The organism is Bacillus sp. LQ16 (assembly GCF_057784645.1).
This window is the reverse complement of record NZ_CM173491.1, coordinates 5142779-5161276: the sequence shown is the minus strand read 5'-3', so window position 1 is coordinate 5161276 and position 18498 is coordinate 5142779. Positions and strand designations below refer to the sequence as shown.

The window sequence follows — 18498 nt, the reverse complement described above, 5'->3', positions numbered from 1 at the left end:
GGATAAGTGATAAAGGTAATAAAGAAATAAGGGCATTGTCATATTGTTAAGGTACTTAAATAAGACAAAGTAGAATGTTATTGATTATGATGAAATGTGGGGAAATCAGCAAGAATATTAATTAGACGTATGAAATCGAGCATAAGAGAGAGAAAAGGGAAATGTCGCATTTCACAAAAGGAGATTATGAATATGTTCGGGAGAAAGAAAAGAAAACCATTACGACAATTAATTACACATAAAGAGCCTAAATCGCGTATTACAGAACAATACCGTAACATTCGTACAAACATTGAGTTTACATCTGTAGATAATCATGTTCGTTCTATTATTGTTACTTCAGCCGATCCAGGTGATGGGAAAACAACAACAATCGCAAACTTAGCAGTTGTTTTCGGACAACAAGGAAAGAAAGTCTTATTAATTGGAGCTGACTTGCGTAAGCCGACGATACAAAACTTATTTGCCATTCATAGTTCAAATGGGTTAACGAACTTATTATCAGGACAAGCAAAACTTATGCAATGCATTCAAAAAACAGATATAGAGAACGTATATTTAATGGCAGCAGGTCCAATCCCGCCAAACCCAGCAGAACTATTAGGGAGCCAGGCAATGGACGAGGCATTAATAGAAGCATATAGCATGTTTGATATTATATTAATTGACACACCACCTGTCCTTGCGGTTACAGATGCACAAATACTTGCGAATAAATGTGATGGAATCGTACTCGTTGTACGAAGTGAAAAGACGGAAAAAGATAAAATCGTAAAAGCGAAACAAATATTAGATAAAGCATCAGGCAAAATACTAGGTGTCGTTTTAAATGATAAAAGAGAAGAAAAAGAACAATATGGTTATTACTAAAATATAAAAAGCTAACAAAAATTTTGTTAGCTTTTTATTGTTTTCTGAAAATTCTTTATCAAGTTACACAGTATGAAAAACGTGATAAGATAAAAATTTTGGAAAATGATTGGAATGTGTTGTCATATTTAAGATTATTTTGTAAGATTAAACTTGTTTCTTGTGAACAAATACAGAACTGAATTATTAAAAATAAAAAATGTAAGATTTATATGTTATAATTTTTCCTATGTGTAAATTTTAGAAAGTTGGAGGAACCTATGGAAGAAACAATTAGTTTAAAAGAGTTATTTCATATCTTAAAAAAACGTTTAGCAATGATCCTCGTAATCGCCTTTGGTGCAGCTATTGTAAGTGCTATCATTAGCTTTTTCTTCATGACACCAATCTATCAATCTTCGACGCAAATTCTTGTTAACCAGAAGAAACAAGAGGGTGCAATGTTCCAAGCTGGTGAAATTCAAACGAATATTCAATTAACGAATACATATAAGGTTATTATTAAAAGTCCAGTAATCTTAGAACAAGTGAATGAAAAATTAAATTTAAATATGACATCTCAAGCGCTAACAGGAAAGATTAATGTTGCGAATGAAAAGGATTCACAAGTAATCTCTGTAACAGCTGAGGATAAAGATCCAAAACTAGCTCGTGATATTGCGAATGCAACTGCAGATGTATTTAAAGGTGAAGTTGCAAAAATTATGAACGTTGATAACGTAACAGTGCTATCTAAAGCAGAAGTTGCAGAAAATCAATCTCCAATTAAACCACGTCCAATGTTAAATGTGGCAATTGCTTTCTTTGTTGGTTTAATGGCTTCAGTTGGTCTTGCATTCTTACTAGAGTACTTAGATAACACAGTGAAAAAAGAAGAAGATGTGGAAAACTTACTTGGCTTACCAGTATTAGGAATTGTAGCTCGTATGGATGAAGAAACAATGAACGTGAAATCACACGCTCCATCATCAAGAAAAGTGAGGGGACAAACAATTGGCTCTTAATTTATTTAAAAAGAAAAAGAATCATCGTCAACGTCGTCAATTAATTGCTCATCAACAGCCGAAATCACCAATTTCAGAACAATATCGTAATATTCGAACGAATATTGAATTTGCAGCTATTGATACGAATTTACATTCATTAATGGTCACGTCTGCAAACCCAAGTGAAGGGAAAACGACAACGACAGCGAATATGGCTGTTGTGTTTGCTCAACAAGGAAAAAAAGTATTATTAATTGATGCAGATATGCGTAAACCAGCAATGCATCAAATGTTCCAAGTAGACAATATTTTTGGACTAACGAATGTATTAACAAATAGTGAACGTTTAGAGAAATGTGTGCAAACAACACTAGTTGATAATCTACACTTTTTAGCTTGTGGTCCAATCCCCCCAAACCCAGCTGAATTGTTAGGTTCAAAATCAATGAAAGAACTTCTTGGACAAGCATACAGCATGTACGATCTAGTTATTTTTGATATGCCACCAATTTTAGCTGTTACCGACGCGCAAATTATGGCAAATGTATGTGATGCTTCTATTCTTGTTGTTCGTAGTGAATCAACAGAAAAAGAAACAGCAGTAAAAGCAAAAGGATTGTTAGAATCGGCTAAAGGTAAATTGTTGGGCGTTGTTCTGAACGATCGTGAACGTGAAGAAGGCTTATATTATTATTACGGTGCAAACTAATTAAAAGAGTGAGATATGGTAGAAACATATCTCCTTTTTTCCCTTGAATATGAGCGATATCTCATATTCAAGGGAAAAAAGATCTTTATAGGAGAGAGGGAGGATGAAACAAATGATAGATTTACATTGTCACATTTTACCTGGTATCGATGATGGTGCACAGACAGTCACCGATAGTTTAGCGATGGCACAGCAAGCAGTGTCAGAAGGAATACATACAATTGTCGCAACGCCGCACCATCAAAATGGAAAATATGTAAATGAACGTACCTCAATTATTCATCATGTAAAACAACTAAATAATGAACTACAACAACATAATATTCCACTTACCATTTTACCTGGGCAAGAAGTCAGATTATATGGTGATTTATTAGAAGACTATGAAGCTGGTAAAATCGTTACTTTAAATGAAACAAATAAATATATATTCATTGAATTTCCATCGAATCACGTACCACGTTATGCCGAACAATTATTATACGAATTACGTGTAAAGGGAATGATTCCAATTATTGTTCACCCAGAACGTAATGCCGAGTTAATCGAGCGGCCAGATAAGTTATATAACATTGTAAATAAAGGTGCATTAACACAAGTAACAGCAGGTAGTTTGCTTGGGAAATTTGGTAAAAAGATTAAAAAATTCTCATTACAGCTTGTGGAACATAATTTAACACATATGATCGCATCAGATGCACATAACACGACATCAAGAGGATTTCATTTAGCGGAAAGCTATGAACTAATTGAGAAAGAATTTGGAACGAGTGTTATGAGTGATTTAAAAGAGAATCCGTACTTATTAATTAGCGGTAAAGCAATTTATAAAGAAGATCCAGAACAAATTCGTCGTAAAAAATTGTTTGGTATTTTTTAAATAAGGATTGGTGATGTCTCCTAACCGTTATCAACGGGGGCACTCGGTCGTGCTGTGGGTAGAAATTTTTATTTCGAACCTACCTTAGACGCTTGTCGTCGGGAGTATGACGTGAGGATGGGTTAGATGCCCATAAATTATTTATGGTAGAAACTCTACCTATGGAGTTATAACTATGACTCCATAGATAGGGTTTTTGTTATTGTTACATATGGATATAATAATATGTTTGGGGGACTAGATTTGAAAAAAGTAAGAAAAGCAATTATTCCAGCTGCGGGACTGGGGACAAGGTTTTTACCGGTAACAAAGGCAATGCCGAAAGAAATGTTACCAATTGTTGATAAACCAACAATTCAATACATAGTAGAAGAAGCGATAGAATCAGGAATTGAAGATATTATTATTGTTACTGGAAAAGGTAAACGTGCTATTGAAGATCATTTTGATCACTCTTTCGAATTAGAACAAAGCCTTTTAGAAAAAGGGAAGTATGAGATGCTTGAAAAAGTACAAGCTTCTTCGAAAATTAATATTCATTACATAAGACAAAAAGAACCAAAAGGTTTAGGACACGCAGTATGGTGTGCACGTAAGTTTATTGGAAATGAACCATTTGCAGTATTACTTGGTGATGATATTGTACAAGCTGAAACACCATGTCTACGTCAATTAATGGATCAATATGAAGGAACGCAATCATCTGTTATTGGCGTACAAACAGTACCAGAAAATGAAACACATCGTTACGGTATTATCGATCCGATTGAACAAAGCGATCGTCGTTATCAAGTGCGTCAATTTGTTGAAAAACCAGCAGAAGGTACGGCACCATCAAATTTAGCAATTATGGGGCGTTACGTATTAACACCAGAAATCTTTATGCTCCTTGAAGATCAACAAACAGGTGCTGGTGGGGAAATCCAATTGACAGATGCAATTCAACGATTAAATGAAGTTCAACGTGTATTTGCTTATGACTTTGAGGGTACACGTTACGATGTTGGGGAGAAGTTTGGGTTTATTAAGACGACGATTGAGATGGCGCTACAAAATGAAGAATTAAATGTAGAGTTAATGAAATATATGAAAGAACTTGTAAAAAAGGAAGAGGTACATTCATAAGAGAATGTACCTTTTTTATTATGCATAAGATAAGAATTATATAAAGAAGGGAACAGGTATATTGAGTTATCGAAAACGGCTCTCATTATTAATTTTATTAGATTCATTTATCGTATTAACTGCTGTGTATTTAAGTTATTGGTTCATACATCCAAATGTATTAAACAAAATTCCTATGACAGTAGTTATTAGTTCTATTACATTATTGTGTAGTCATCATGTTTTTGCTGCTATGTATAAGCTTTATAATAAGGCATGGGAATATGCAAGTATTGGTGAATTAAAACAAATATTTAAGGCGATCACGCTCTCAATTTTAGTAACGGCAATTGTTCAACAAATTATAAATCATGATATTTATGTTCGGATTTTAGCAATTGCATGGATGCTACACTTATTATTAATTGGTGGATCTCGCTTCGTATGGCGTATGTTTCGTGATACGTATATTACTAAAGCTACTGATAAAAAACGAACATTAATTATTGGTGCTGGTTCAGCAGGAACAATGGTAGTGCGTCAATTACAACATAATAAAGAAGCAGATTTATATCCAATTGCGTTTGTCGATGATGATAGGAACAAACAAAAATTAGAAATTTATAATGTGCCGGTTGTTGGTACAACAAATCACATTCAAGAAATTGTAGAAGATAATGATATAGAACATATTATTATCGCAATTCCTTCATTAAATAGAGGTCAAATAAATGAGATTTTTGAGAAGTGTAGAAAAACGAAGGCGAAAACACAAATTGTACCGATGCTTGAAGATCTTTTAGATGGAAAACTCTCTGTTAATGAATTCCGTGATGTACAAGTAGAAGATTTATTAGGTAGAGAACCAATAAAGTTAGATGATGCAGGAATTGGAGAGAAGATTACAGGTAAAACAATTTTAGTAACAGGTGCTGGTGGATCAATTGGATCAGAAATATGTCGTCAAGTGATGAAATATAAACCAGCTAAAATTGTTCTTTTAGGACATGGTGAAAACAGCATTTATAATATCGAAATGGAAATGAGAGTTACATATAAAGATACAGTTGAAATTACAACAGAAATCGCTGATATTCAAGATCGTCATAAAATCTTTGAAATAATGAAAAAGCATCAACCGTATATTGTGTATCATGCAGCTGCACATAAGCATGTTCCTTTAATGGAGCGTAATCCAGAAGAAGCTGTTAAAAATAATATTTTTGGTACGAAAAATGTAGCTGAAGCGGCAGATACGTTTAAAGTGAATACGTTTGTAATGGTTTCTACAGATAAAGCTGTAAATCCGACAAATGTAATGGGGGCTACAAAACGATTTGCAGAAATGATTGTGCAACATATGGCATCGGTTAGTACTGGTACACGTTTTGTTGCGGTTAGATTTGGTAATGTTCTTGGAAGTAGGGGAAGTGTAATTCCTCTATTTAAGAAACAAATTCAAAAAGGTGGACCTGTAACTGTTACTCACCCTGATATGATTCGTTACTTTATGACAATACCAGAAGCTTCAAGATTAGTTATTCAGGCAGGCACACTGGCTAGGGGCGGAGAATTGTTCGTGCTAGATATGGGAGCTCCAGTAAAGATTGTAGATTTAGCTAAAAATTTAATTACCCTTTCAGGTTTTTCTATTGAAGAAATCGGAATTGAATTTACGGGATTAAGACCAGGTGAAAAAATGTATGAAGAGTTATTAAATGAAGGTGAAATTCATCCAGAACAAATTTTCCCTAAAATTCATATAGGAAAGGCTGTTTTAATTGATCAAGGGATTTTAAGGCAGTTTATGAATGACTTTGAAGGAATTAGTAAAGAAGAAATAAGAGAACGACTATTAGATATTGCAAATAATAAAGTAAATCTTAAAAATTAATTCAAGGGAAGGAAGTTTTAAAAATGGGAGACAGAATATTTCTTTCATCACCACATATGAGTGATGAAGGTTATGAAATGCATTATGTGAAGGAAGCTTTCGATACAAATTGGATTGCACCACTTGGGGAAAATGTAAATGGATTTGAAAGAGAATTAGCTATGAAAGTAGGATCTAATGCAGCGGCGGCACTATCTTCTGGAACAGCTGCAATTCATATGGCATTAAAAGCGGCTGGAGTAGGAGAAGGTGATGTTGTTTTTTGTCAAACACTTACATTCTCAGCTACAGCAAATCCAATCATTTATCAAAATGCTATTCCTGTTTTCATAGATAGCGATTATGAAACTTGGAATATGTGTCCTAAAGCATTAGAAGAGGCTTTTAAAAAGTATCCAAATGTAAAGGCGGTTATCGTAGTTCACCTTTATGGTCTGTCTGCGGATATGGATAAGATTGTTGAACTTTGTAAAAAATACGATGTTACTTTAATTGAAGATGCTGCTGAATCTTTGGGAACTTATTATAAAGGTAAACATACAGGTAGTTTTGGAGAGTATGGTATTTTTTCTTTTAATGGTAATAAAATCATTACTACTTCTGGTGGCGGTATGCTTGTTTCTAATGATGAAGAAAGAGTTTCAAAGGTAAGGTTTTGGGCTACTCAAAGTAGAGACCAGGCAAGACATTATCAACACAGTGAATTAGGATTTAACTATCGTATGAGTAATGTAGTTGCTGGAATTGGTAGAGGGCAACTTAAAGTATTAGATCAAAGGGTTCAAAAGAAAAGATACATATTTGATTTTTATAAGAGAGAACTAGGAAATCTTGAAGGAATTGAATTTATGCCTAGTAATGATTGGAATGAACCAAACTATTGGCTAAGTTCTATGACACTAAACGGTAAGATCCGTCCAATAGATGTGATGGAAGCCCTTGAAAAAGAAAATATTGAATCTAGACCGGTTTGGAAGCCAATGCATATGCAACCGTTCTTTGAGAAATATGATTTTGTTGGTACAGATGTATCAGAAAAACTTTTTGAGAATGGTATATGTTTACCAAGCGATACGAAGATGACAGAAGCAGATCTAGAAAAAGTTGTGAAAATTATTAAAGGGTTGTGGATAGCATAATGAGGAGTTCTAAAGTTGGCATCTATGGTAGGTTTATAAAAAGGCCGATGGATTTTATACTGTCTTTAATTGCTATTATAATGCTTAGTCCAGTATTCCTTATAGTGGCTTTTCTTGTAAAAACAAGATTGGGTAGTCCAGTATTATTTAAACAAGAGAGACCGGGATTAAATGGAACTATTTTTAAAATGTATAAATTTAGAACAATGACAGATGAAAAAAATGAAAATGGTGAGCTACTACCTGATAGCGTAAGGCTTACTAAGTTCGGTAAATTTTTACGTTCGACATCACTTGATGAATTACCGGGGCTGTTTAATATTTTTAAAGGTGATATGTCAATTATAGGACCTAGACCTTTATTGGTTCAATATTTACCTTTATATAATGAGCACCAAAAAAGACGTCATGAAGTTAGACCGGGATTATCAGGGTTGGCACAAGTTAATGGCCGTAATGCTATTAGTTGGGAAGAGAAATTTAATTATGATATTGAGTATGTGGATAATATGGATTTTATTATGGACTGGAAAATTATTCTCTTAACTATTAAGAAGGTCTTCATTAGAGAAGGGATTAATTCTCAAACGGCAGCTACTATGGAGCCATTTAAAGGGAATAGTAAAGGAAGCGTAGAGTTATGAACACAAAACTTCTTATAATAGGTGCTGGTGGTCATGGAAAGGTTATAGCTGACATTGCATTAAGGATGAAAAAATGGGAATATATAGCTTTTCTTGATGATAGTGAGAATGTAAAAATTTCAATGGGGATAGAAATAATTGATAAATCCACAAGTGTTTCGAAATACATAGAGGATTATGACATCTTTGTTGGCATTGGGAATAATGTTGTACGCAAAAAGGTCCAGGAAGAACTTGAGGATTTAGGAGCAATTATACCAGTCTTAATTCATCCAAGTGCAATTATTGGAGAACAAGTTTATTTAGGAGCAGGAACTGTAGTTATGGCAGGTGCTGTTATTAACTGTTGTACCAAAATTGGAAAAGGATGCATTATTAATACTGCTTCTACAATAGATCATGACAATAAAATTGATGACTATGTTCATATATCGCCAGGTGCGCATTTAGCTGGTACGGTAAGGGTTGGATCGGGTACTTGGTTAGGTATTGGGAGCGTAGTAATCAATAATATTAATATTATTAACGAATGTAAGGTTGGTGCAGGGGCTGTAGTAATCAAAAACATAACTGAAACTGGAACTTACATAGGAATTCCGGCTAGGAGAGTAGAGGATGGAAAAAATATTAATATTGGCCAATAATGATGTTGGCTTATATAAATTTAGAAAAGAGTTTATTCAAGAATTAATAGATCAAGGAAATAAAATATTCATTTCACTACCAAACGGATCCTTCGTACAACCCTTAATTGATATGGGATGTACATTTATTGAAACCAAGGTAGATAGACGAGGAATAAATCCCTTTACAGATTTAAAGCTCGTAATGCATTACATAAAATTATTAATGAGCCTTAAACCAAATAAGGTGATTACATATACAGTTAAACCAAATGTCTATGGTGGGATAGCATCTCGAATTATGAGGATTCCATATATCGTAAATATTACTGGTGTAGGAACAGCCTTTCAAAAAGATGGCTTCTTAAAAAAAATTATAGTTCGTTTGTATAAAATAGCTTGTAAAAAGGCTAAGGTAGTTTTTTTTGAAAATGAAGAGAATAAGAAAATCTTTATAGATAATAATATTGTGAAAGATGAAATTGCTTGTAAGTTAAACGGTGCTGGTGTAAATTTAGACGAGTTTCAGTTTAAGGAATATCCAGTTAGTGAAAAAATTCATTTTTTATTCATTGGTAGGGTTATGAAAGAAAAAGGTGTGGACGAATTATTTGAGGCTGTAAAGCGTATTAAAAGTAAGTATAATAATGTTATTTTTGATATAGTTGGACCTTTTGAAGATGATTATAGTAACTTAATAGATAAATTGGAACAAGACGGGGCTATTGAATATCATGGGTTTCAAGAAGATGTGAGACCATTTATTGAAAAATCTGGTTGTCTAATTCTCCCATCATATCATGAAGGCATGGCAAATACATTATTAGAGGCTGGAGCCATGGGAAGACCGCTTATTACTACAAATATATCAGGTTGCAAGGAAGCTGTTATCGATGAACAGAGTGGTTTTTTAGTTAAAGTGAGTGACCCATTAGATTTATATGAGAAAATTCTCCGATTTATTGAATTAGATTTTAATGAGAAGAAAGATATGGGGAAGTTTTCTTACCAGCACATTTCAGATACTTTTGATAAGAAAATAGTTGTAGATACTGTAGTTAAAAGAATATTTGAAAAAGGTAATAAATGTATTATGTAAGTCAATTATGGAAAGGTGAAATAGTATGGGGGCTCCAATTAGAATATTACAAGTTTTTAACTCAATGAACAGAGGTGGTGCAGAATCTATGATTATGAATCTGTATCGTCAAGTTGATAAAACTAAGGTTCAGTTTGATTTTGTTGTCCATACCTCGAATAGTTGTGCATTTGATGATGAAATTAAACAATTGGGTGGTAATATATATTATATTCCGCGTTTTAAAGGCTATAACTATCTAAGTTATAGAAAGGAATGGATTAAATTTTTTAATATTCATAAAGAATATAAGGTTATTCATGGACATATCGGTAGCTGTGCTGCAATTTATTTGCAAATAGCAAAGGAATATGGATTGTATACAATTGCACATAGCCATAGTACAAAAAAAACAACTAAAAAAATAAAAACTCCACAGGAAATACTATTTCCTGTTTTTTCTTATCCGACAAGGTTTATAGCGGATTATTTTTTTGGGTGCTCAAAGCTTGCAGGAAAGTATCGCTACGGAGATAAAATAGTAGCTTCGGATCGGTTTGAAGTTATTAATAATGCTGTGAGGACTCAAGATTATATATTCAACGAGGATATACGTATTAAATATAGAAATGAATTTAATTTGAAGGATCAGTTTGTAATTATTCACGTAGGTAGATTCGATGTTCCAAAAAATCAAACTTATTTGATTGATATTTTTAAGGAATATCATAAGGTAGACGAAAGTTCTATATTAGTATTAGTTGGAGAGGGACCATTAAAGAAGGTGCTGGAGGAAAAAGTGAAAGCACTTAATTTACAAGAAAGTGTGATTTTTACAGGGATCAGAAATGATGTCCCCGACTTATTAAAAATGGGGGATGTATTTGTTTTCCCTTCAATATACGAGGGATTACCAGTTACCCTTATTGAAGCGCAGGCTACCGGATTAAAATGTATTGTTTCAGATACTGTTACTGAGGAAGTCAAAGTGACAAATCTAGTTGAATTTGTAGGGTTAAGTGAGCCTATTGACAGTTGGCTACAAAAGATAAGTGCTGCTTCTAATTCTTACTCACGTGTTGACCGTAGTAATGATTTAGCTATTAGTGGATATGATATTAAAGAAACGGCGGTATTTTTAGAGGACTTTTACATTAATAGACACAATAATGACATGTAGACTGGGGAATAGAAAAGTGTTTGGAAAATAAGTTTTTTAGTACTAATGGCTAATATCTATTGATAATTGTGTAATAAAACAATAGATATTAGCATTTTACTACATGAAAAATCCATGTTAAATTACGTGGTAAGTAATCGCATAAGTAATGATATTATCATTGAAGTGTCTTAAATAATTGGTGTATTTAAAAAAAAGACGATAAGTTAGTTTTTTGACTTTCTAAGTTATTGGAGTATTATACCACAAGAAAAAATAAAAAATTTGAAGAAGAGGGATGCTAGAGTAACTTAATTAATAATTAATTTGGCCTTGCTATATAAGGGAGCATAAAGAATGAAAATAAGAATTAGTGAAAATACAATTGAAAATATAAATAGTTTTATACAGGCGTTAATTATATCAACTGGATTTTTAGCGGCTATTTTATCTTTGAAATTCCATCTTGAAAGTGGGTTTATATTTTTCAGTGCTATATGCGTGTTAGCTATCCTTTTATTAGAAGTGCTAATTACTCAAAAAGTTTATATGCCAAAGAAATTTATTTGGTTTATGGTACATATAATAATATTTTGCCTTCTTACCTATTTAGTAAATCGAAGTGCTACAAGTATTAATTTAATTTATATGTTTTATTATTGTATCCTAGCATATTATGCAATGAGCCTTAAAAATAATACTGTCATGTTGCTGAAATATATGATATACATTTCTTCATTATCTATTATTGCCATGGGGGCTATTTTTGAGGATATGGATTTAGGTAGAGCATATAGTATGGTACCAGGAGTAGTTGCGGTTTTAATTTTTTTGAAATTTTATAGGGAAAAGTTAAATATTCCATTATTTGTCTGCATTGTAATTAATTTGGTGAGTATGTTTAAATTGATAATGACTGCAAACCGTGGAGTAATTATTGCGATTTGCTTTACTTTAATTGTCATTTTATTAAACTCTTTTGATAATAATGGAAAAAAACTTAAAGTTAGCGCAATGAAAATTACAGCGTATTTTATTATAGGTATTTTAATTTTAGTAGCTATATTAAATTTTAAACAAATACTTGATATTTTATTACAAATATCAAAAAGTTTAAATATAGAGGCTTACTTCTTAGAGAAATTTAAAATATATGTAGAACTAGGAGATGTAACCAATGGGCGTACGGATATTTATGAGGAGACAATAGCTGGAATCATAAAAAGTCCACTTTTGGGCCATGGTATTGGCGTCTTTCATTATGATGAATCTACTAATACAAGTTTTTATCCTCATAACTTTATATTACAATTATTATACGATGGCGGTATTTTATTAGGCTTACCTTTCATTTTAAAAGGAATTAGGATAACATTTGCAATTATTGTAGGGCGTATAAAAGAAAAGGATGATTTTTGTTTAGTTGCATTTATGGTTTGTGCGTCTATTCCCCAAGTTAGTTTTTCTAGTAATATTTGGATGGTTCCAGCATTTTGGATGCTATTTGCTGTATTTGATAAGTTACAGAGGAAGATATAGTTAATCGAGCGAGTTAATAATTACAAGTTAGATATTTTATTAATTTAGAAGGTTATAAAAAAATACTTTGATTAGGAGGCTTAGAAGTTGGATAAAGTAGCAGTTATTATTCCATCTTACGGTGGAGGTGAACTATTGGAAAGGACTGTAATAAGTGTTCTTAGTCAAGATTATGAAAATTTTGAGGTAATAGTCGTTGATGATAATGGAGAGGGATCAGAAAATCAATTATTAACACAAAATATCATTGCAAAATATTTGGATCATCCTCAATTTAGTTACTTAGTGCATAAGGTAAATAAAAATGGTTCCGCAGCAAGAAATACTGGGGTGAAAAAAACTAATGCGGAATATTTAGTTTTTTTAGATGATGATGATGTGATGAATAATGGTACCCTACAATCACAAGTTGATATGTTAAAGGCGTTAGATAATTCATGGGGAATGGTCTATTGCTCTTCTGAAGAATATTATAAAGATAAATTATATGCGAAATATAAAGCGAAAAAAAGTGGCGAGATATTATATACAGTACTTGTCCATAAAATTCATGCGGCAACTAGTACGTGGATGGTAAGGCGATCTGCATTTGAAAGTTTAAATGGATTTGATGAGAGTTTTAAAAGACATCAAGATTATGAATTCATAGCAAGAATGGCCAATGAATATAAAATAGCTGCAAACCCTTATTTTGGAATAAAAAAATATTGGACAAGGTTAACGATCTCTTCCAATATACAGGAGATTAGGGATCATTATTTGCTAAAAATGGATAGTATAATTCGTACTTTTAGTAAACGAAAGCAGAGGGGAATTTTACTTAATAATCAATTGGACATTGCTATGAAATTATTAAAAGATAGGAAATTTAAAGAGTTTTTCCAACGATATAAAGAGTTAAATGGCGGTATTATTGGTATTTTTATCATTGGTGGTTTTTTTATTCAGATTATTAAGAGGAAAATAAATTTAGCTTTGTTAAGAAGTAATTAGAGTATAGGAGATTTTGAAGATAAACTATTTTTTGAGGTGATAACATAGTGTTAATTAACATGCTAAAAAAAATAATATTTCCTAAAACGTATTCTTCAGAGGCATATGTCGAATATTTAAGGGAATCGGGTTGTAAAATTGGGGATAATTGTATTATTTGGAGCCCGAATAATACTACTATTGATGCTACTAGACCAGGTTTATTAGAAATTGGGAATAATGTGAAAATAACCCAGGGTGTCACTATATTATGTCATGATTATAGCAGATCGGTAATGAGATTAAGATTTGGAGAAAATATTGGTGAAGCAAGAAAAACGATAATTGGAAATAATGTTTTTATAGGTGTGAACAGTGTAATTTTAATGGGGACACGTCTTGGAAATAATACAATTGTTGGAGCCGGGGCCATTGTATCAGGAACATTTCCAGACGATGTTATTATTGCGGGTAATCCTGCAAGAGTTATTTGTAATTTAGAGGATTATTATGAAAAACGGAAAGTTAAGAGTATTGAAGAAGCGAAACAATATGCAAATGGATTTTATGAATTAAATAATAGATATCCAACTATTGAAGAAATGGGAAATGCCTTTTCTTGGCAGTATCTACCTAGAGAACCCGAAAGTTTAGAGAAGTATAGTGCATTCTTTAATCTAAAAGGTGATGATCATAAAGATATTATCGAATGTTTTATGAAATCTAGTCCATATTATGATTCATACGACATGTTTATTGCTCAATGTATAAAAGACAGAAAATCCTCATTGGGAATTAAACATGAGTAGTGTTAAAAGGAATTTTTTGTATAACCTGATTTATCAAGTGTTACAGATTATCTTGCCGTTAGTTACACTTCCTTATATTTCTAATGTCTTGCATGCTGATAATGTTGGTATTTATACATTTTCTTTCTCTATTGCAAGTTATTTTATGTTATTTGCTATGTTGGGGGTAAATAATTATGGGAGTAGGTGTATTGCAAAAGTAAGAGATAAAGAAGGAGAAATAGAAAAAACATTTTGGAGTATATATTATGCTCAATTAACTACAGCCATAACTTCAATAATTATATATATGATATATATTGCGTTTCTAGATAATGAGCACCAACTAGTTGCATTAATACTGATTATATATGTAATTTCTGGGTTACTTGATGTTAATTGGTTTTTCTGGGGGATTGAAAAATTTAAAATTACTATCACTAGAAATATAATAGTTAAGTTAATGACTGTGGTATGTATTTTTTTATTTGTAAAAACTGAAGAGGATATATATATATATACATTAATAATGGCACTAGGAGCGCTTATAGGACAAACAATTACATGGATATACCTTAAAGATTATGTGAGTTTTAGGTTACCAAAGTATAAAGAATGTATGGTACATTTCAAGCCATTATTGGTACTTTTTATCCCAGTTATAGCTATTAGTATGTATAAAACAATGGATAAAATAATGATTGGATTACTAAGTAATTATGCAGAAGTAGCTTATTTTTCATATAGTGAAAATATTATTGCTATCCCAGCGGTAGTTACAACCGCTCTTGGTGCAGTAACATTACCTAGAATAGCCAATTTACTTGCCAATGGAAATAAAGGAATGGGAGAGAAATATATTGATTATTCCTTGCAAATAGCGATGTTCCTATCATGTGCTATGGGTTTTGGAATGGGGGCAGTTGCGGAATTTTTTGTTCCAGTATTTTTTGGAAGTGGTTTCTCGCAATCTGCGCTGATAATGCAGGCACTATTTCCTACAGTTATATTTACTGCATGGGCTAGTATTATAAGAACGCAATATCTTATACCAAATGCAAAAGATAAGCCTTACGTAATTTCAACAATTATTGGTGCTATAATAAACCTTGTGGTTAATTTAATTACAATACCAAAGTTTGGGGGAATAGGGGCTGTAGCAGGAACCCTGTTAGCAGAGGGGATAGTTGCAATTTATCAGACATGGATTGCAAAAGAAGATTTAAATATAGCAAAATATTTTAAGGCCAATATAATATATTTACTAGCAGGTTTATTCATGTATATATCTATAAATTGGTTAGGTGAAAAGTTAGAGTATTCGTTTTTAAATTTGATAATTTTGATATGTTTAGGTAGTATAGTATATTGTTCTTTATGTATTTTGTATCATGTTGTTAGAAAAACAGATATATATTTGTTATTAAAACAAAGAAGGAATTAGATTTACATTATAATTCAATAATTGAGTGATTGGATAGGAGCATGAATATTTATTGTGAGAATAATTTTAATCTCATCTTAATTGCTGTAAAAATATTTCTTGAAAGTTACTGAGTTTGAGGGTTATAAAATCTAAAGATAAATAACAGAATTTCATAGATTTTAATTTGTAAGTGGAAAAGTAAAGGTAGGTATAAATATGCGGAAAATAGCAGTAGCGGGAACCGGATATGTTGGGTTATCGAATGCAATTTTAATGGCGCAACATAATGAAGTAATAGCCCTTGATATTATTCAAGAAAAGGTAGACATGCTTAACAATAGAAAATCTCCAATTATTGATAATGAATTAGAAGAGTTTTTAGTTGAAAAAAACTTAAATTTAACGGCAACAACGGATAGTTATAAGGCGTTTAAGGATGCTGAGTATGTAATTATTGCTACACCAACTAACTATGATCCTGAAAAGAATTATTTTAATACTAGAACAGTTGAAGCTGTTATTGCAACTGTTCTATCTGTGAACCCAGAAGCAATAATGGTAATTAAATCAACAGTTCCAGTTGGTTATACTGAAAAAGTAAAAGAAAAGTTTGAAACGGATAATATTATTTTTTCACCAGAATTTTTAAGAGAGGGTAGAGCTTTATATGATAATTTACACCCTTCGCGTATAATTGTTGGTGAACAATCGGATAGAGCAAAAATATTTGCTGATTTATTAGCCCAAGGAGCTATTAAAGAGGATATTCCTATATTATTTACTAATTCTACTGAGGCAGAGGCAATTAAATTGTTTGCTAATACATATTTAGCGATGAGGGTGGCTTACTTTAATGAACTAGATTCCTATGCAGAAATAAGAGGACTAGATGCAAAGCAAATCATTGAGGGGGTTGGGTTGGATCCAAGAATAGGTAATCATTATAATAATCCTTCATTTGGTTATGGAGGCTACTGTTTACCTAAGGATACAAAACAATTATTAGCTAATTATACTGATATTCCAAATAATATAATGACTGCAGTTGTCGAGGCAAATAGAACTCGAAAAGATCATATTGCTGAAATGATTATAAGGAAGAATCCTAAGGTTGTAGGTATTTACAGACTTACTATGAAAATGGATTCAGATAATTTTAGACAATCTGCTGTCCAAGGAATTATGAAACGTATTAAAGCCAAAGGTATTGAGGTGGTTGTATATGAACCAACTCTTCATAAAGAATCATTTTATAACTCAGAAGTAATTAATGACTTTAAAGAGTTTAAAAAAATAAGTGATGTAATTATTGCAAATAGACTAACAAGAGATTTAGAGGAAGTTAGAGATAAAGTTTATACAAGAGATCTATTTAGTAGAGATTAAAGTTCAAAAAATATGTCCATCTTCTTTTTAAGTATATTTAGAATAAATAGCATCTAATTCAATATATGCTCTAAATTTTTTATTGTACCGTTATTTTAATTACTTGTAAAAGCATAACATTTTTTATTAATGTATTTTTTCTCATTATGTAATTGGAACCTTTATCTAAGATTAGTAGAAAAAACAATTTTAACTTGGATAGAAGGAAATCAATTTTGGATAAATGCAAAATTGTTTGGGTGATTATACAACGCGGCGTGAGAATTAGTAGTATCTAATGAAATATGTCTAAGGAAGAAGGTTAATATAGTGAAAAAAAAGATCCTGTTATCAATAGTTGGAATTATACTAATAATGATTATAGGTGGTGGGGTTTATGCCTATAATATGTATTCGTCTGTTTCAAAAACATTAGATGAAGTTCATAAACCATTAAAACGTGATGAAGATAATAAACAAGAAGAAAAGATTAGTAAATCAAATCCAGTTTCTATCTTATTGCTTGGAGCAGATGAACAAGGTGATGATAAAGGACGTTCAGATTCTTTAATGGTTATCACATTAAATCCTAAAAATAATTCAATGAAAACAGTAAGCATCCCTCGTGATACTTACACAGAGATTGTTGGGAAAGGCAAAAGTGATAAAATTAATCATGCCTATGCATTTGGTGGAGTAGATATGTCTGTTTCGACAGTGGAAAAATTCTTGAATATTCCAATAAATTATTATGTTGAAGTAAATATGAATGGATTTAAAGATATTGTTGATGCAGTTGGTGGAGTGGATGTAAATAATGACCTGGATTTTACTTGGGAAGGAACAAACTTCAAAAAAGGAAATATCCATTTAACGGGGAAAGAAGCTTTAACGTATACGCGAATGCGTAAAGTTGACCCAAGAGGTGATTTTGGTCGTCAAATGCGTCAACGCCAAGTTATGCAAGCTGTTATTAAAAAGGGTGCAACATTCTCTTCTTTAGCAAACTATGGAGATGTACTTACAGCAATTCAAAAAAACGTAAAGACAAACTTAACGCAAGATCAAATGTTTGATATGCAGAAGAATTATAAAGATTGTCTGCAGAATAGTGAAGATATCCAAATCTCAGGTGACGGGCACATAGCAGCTGATGGTATTTGGTACTACTATGTTCCAGAGGCAGCAAAACAAGATATAACGAATAAGTTAAGAGCGCATCTTGAAGTGACTAAATAATATGTAATAACCCAACTCCTTTGGAAGGAGTTGGGTTTATTTTTGCATGGATTTATATTAGTATTATATATTGTGAGATTAAT

The 18498-nt window shown here is 32.0% G+C and carries 17 protein-coding genes; all 17 read left to right on the top strand.

The window, feature by feature from the left end:
* Positions 1-192: 192 nt before the first annotated feature.
* The 17 genes from AC3EMB_RS26205 (at position 193) to tagU (ending at position 18415) form a co-directional block, all read left to right on the top strand.
* Positions 193-870, top strand: coding sequence for a CpsD/CapB family tyrosine-protein kinase (locus AC3EMB_RS26205; RefSeq protein ID WP_488517375.1), 678 nt, complete (start codon positions 193-195; stop codon positions 868-870).
* 260 nt (positions 871-1130) lie between these two features.
* Positions 1131-1874 (top strand): YveK family protein, encoded by a 744-nt coding sequence (locus AC3EMB_RS26200; protein ID WP_488517374.1) that lies wholly within the window; start codon positions 1131-1133, stop codon positions 1872-1874.
* Positions 1864-2565, top strand: a complete 702-nt coding sequence (locus AC3EMB_RS26195) for a CpsD/CapB family tyrosine-protein kinase (protein WP_097877289.1) — start codon at positions 1864-1866, stop codon at positions 2563-2565. Before AC3EMB_RS26200 ends, AC3EMB_RS26195 begins: the two co-directional genes overlap by 11 nt.
* A 112-nt stretch (positions 2566-2677) precedes the next feature.
* On the top strand, positions 2678-3445 hold the full coding sequence (locus AC3EMB_RS26190; RefSeq protein WP_097877364.1) for a tyrosine-protein phosphatase: 768 nt from the start codon (positions 2678-2680) through the stop codon (positions 3443-3445).
* 243 nt (positions 3446-3688) lie between these two features.
* Positions 3689-4570, top strand: coding sequence for a UTP--glucose-1-phosphate uridylyltransferase GalU (gene galU / locus AC3EMB_RS26185; RefSeq protein ID WP_097877291.1), 882 nt, complete (start codon positions 3689-3691; stop codon positions 4568-4570).
* A 61-nt stretch (positions 4571-4631) separates the two neighbouring features.
* A complete protein-coding gene (locus AC3EMB_RS26180) occupies positions 4632-6443 on the top strand; it encodes a polysaccharide biosynthesis protein (protein ID WP_488517373.1) in 1812 nt (603 codons plus the stop codon).
* Between the two features lie 23 nt (positions 6444-6466).
* On the top strand, positions 6467-7582 hold the full coding sequence (locus tag AC3EMB_RS26175; protein WP_406653904.1) for a DegT/DnrJ/EryC1/StrS family aminotransferase: 1116 nt from the start codon (positions 6467-6469) through the stop codon (positions 7580-7582).
* A complete protein-coding gene (locus tag AC3EMB_RS26170) occupies positions 7582-8226 on the top strand; it encodes a sugar transferase (RefSeq protein WP_097877297.1) in 645 nt (214 codons plus the stop codon). The genes AC3EMB_RS26175 and AC3EMB_RS26170 overlap by 1 nt, the downstream gene beginning before the upstream one ends.
* Positions 8223-8870: an acetyltransferase gene (locus tag AC3EMB_RS26165; RefSeq protein ID WP_488517372.1), complete on the top strand. Its 648-nt coding sequence runs from the start codon at positions 8223-8225 to the stop codon at positions 8868-8870. The genes AC3EMB_RS26170 and AC3EMB_RS26165 overlap by 4 nt, the downstream gene beginning before the upstream one ends.
* Complete coding sequence (locus AC3EMB_RS26160) at positions 8842-9948, top strand: glycosyltransferase family 4 protein (RefSeq protein ID WP_488517371.1); 1107 nt, start codon at positions 8842-8844, stop codon at positions 9946-9948. The genes AC3EMB_RS26165 and AC3EMB_RS26160 overlap by 29 nt, the downstream gene beginning before the upstream one ends.
* A 25-nt stretch (positions 9949-9973) precedes the next feature.
* Entirely contained in the window at positions 9974-11107 is a 1134-nt protein-coding gene (locus AC3EMB_RS26155) for a glycosyltransferase family 1 protein (protein WP_097877302.1), read from the top strand.
* 336 nt (positions 11108-11443) lie between these two features.
* On the top strand, positions 11444-12625 hold the full coding sequence (locus tag AC3EMB_RS26150; RefSeq protein WP_097877304.1) for an O-antigen ligase family protein: 1182 nt from the start codon (positions 11444-11446) through the stop codon (positions 12623-12625).
* Between the two features lie 87 nt (positions 12626-12712).
* Entirely contained in the window at positions 12713-13618 is a 906-nt protein-coding gene (locus tag AC3EMB_RS26145) for a glycosyltransferase family 2 protein (protein WP_097877306.1), read from the top strand.
* A 47-nt stretch (positions 13619-13665) separates the two neighbouring features.
* On the top strand, positions 13666-14406 hold the full coding sequence (locus AC3EMB_RS26140) for a DapH/DapD/GlmU-related protein (RefSeq protein WP_161114158.1): 741 nt from the start codon (positions 13666-13668) through the stop codon (positions 14404-14406).
* A complete protein-coding gene (locus AC3EMB_RS26135) occupies positions 14399-15829 on the top strand; it encodes a flippase (RefSeq protein ID WP_161114157.1) in 1431 nt (476 codons plus the stop codon). Before AC3EMB_RS26140 ends, AC3EMB_RS26135 begins: the two co-directional genes overlap by 8 nt.
* 198 nt (positions 15830-16027) lie before the next feature.
* A complete protein-coding gene (locus tag AC3EMB_RS26130) occupies positions 16028-17197 on the top strand; it encodes a nucleotide sugar dehydrogenase (RefSeq protein WP_097877311.1) in 1170 nt (389 codons plus the stop codon).
* 309 nt (positions 17198-17506) lie between these two features.
* Complete coding sequence (gene tagU, locus AC3EMB_RS26125) at positions 17507-18415, top strand: polyisoprenyl-teichoic acid--peptidoglycan teichoic acid transferase TagU (protein ID WP_097877313.1); 909 nt, start codon at positions 17507-17509, stop codon at positions 18413-18415.
* Positions 18416-18498 lie beyond the last annotated feature (83 nt).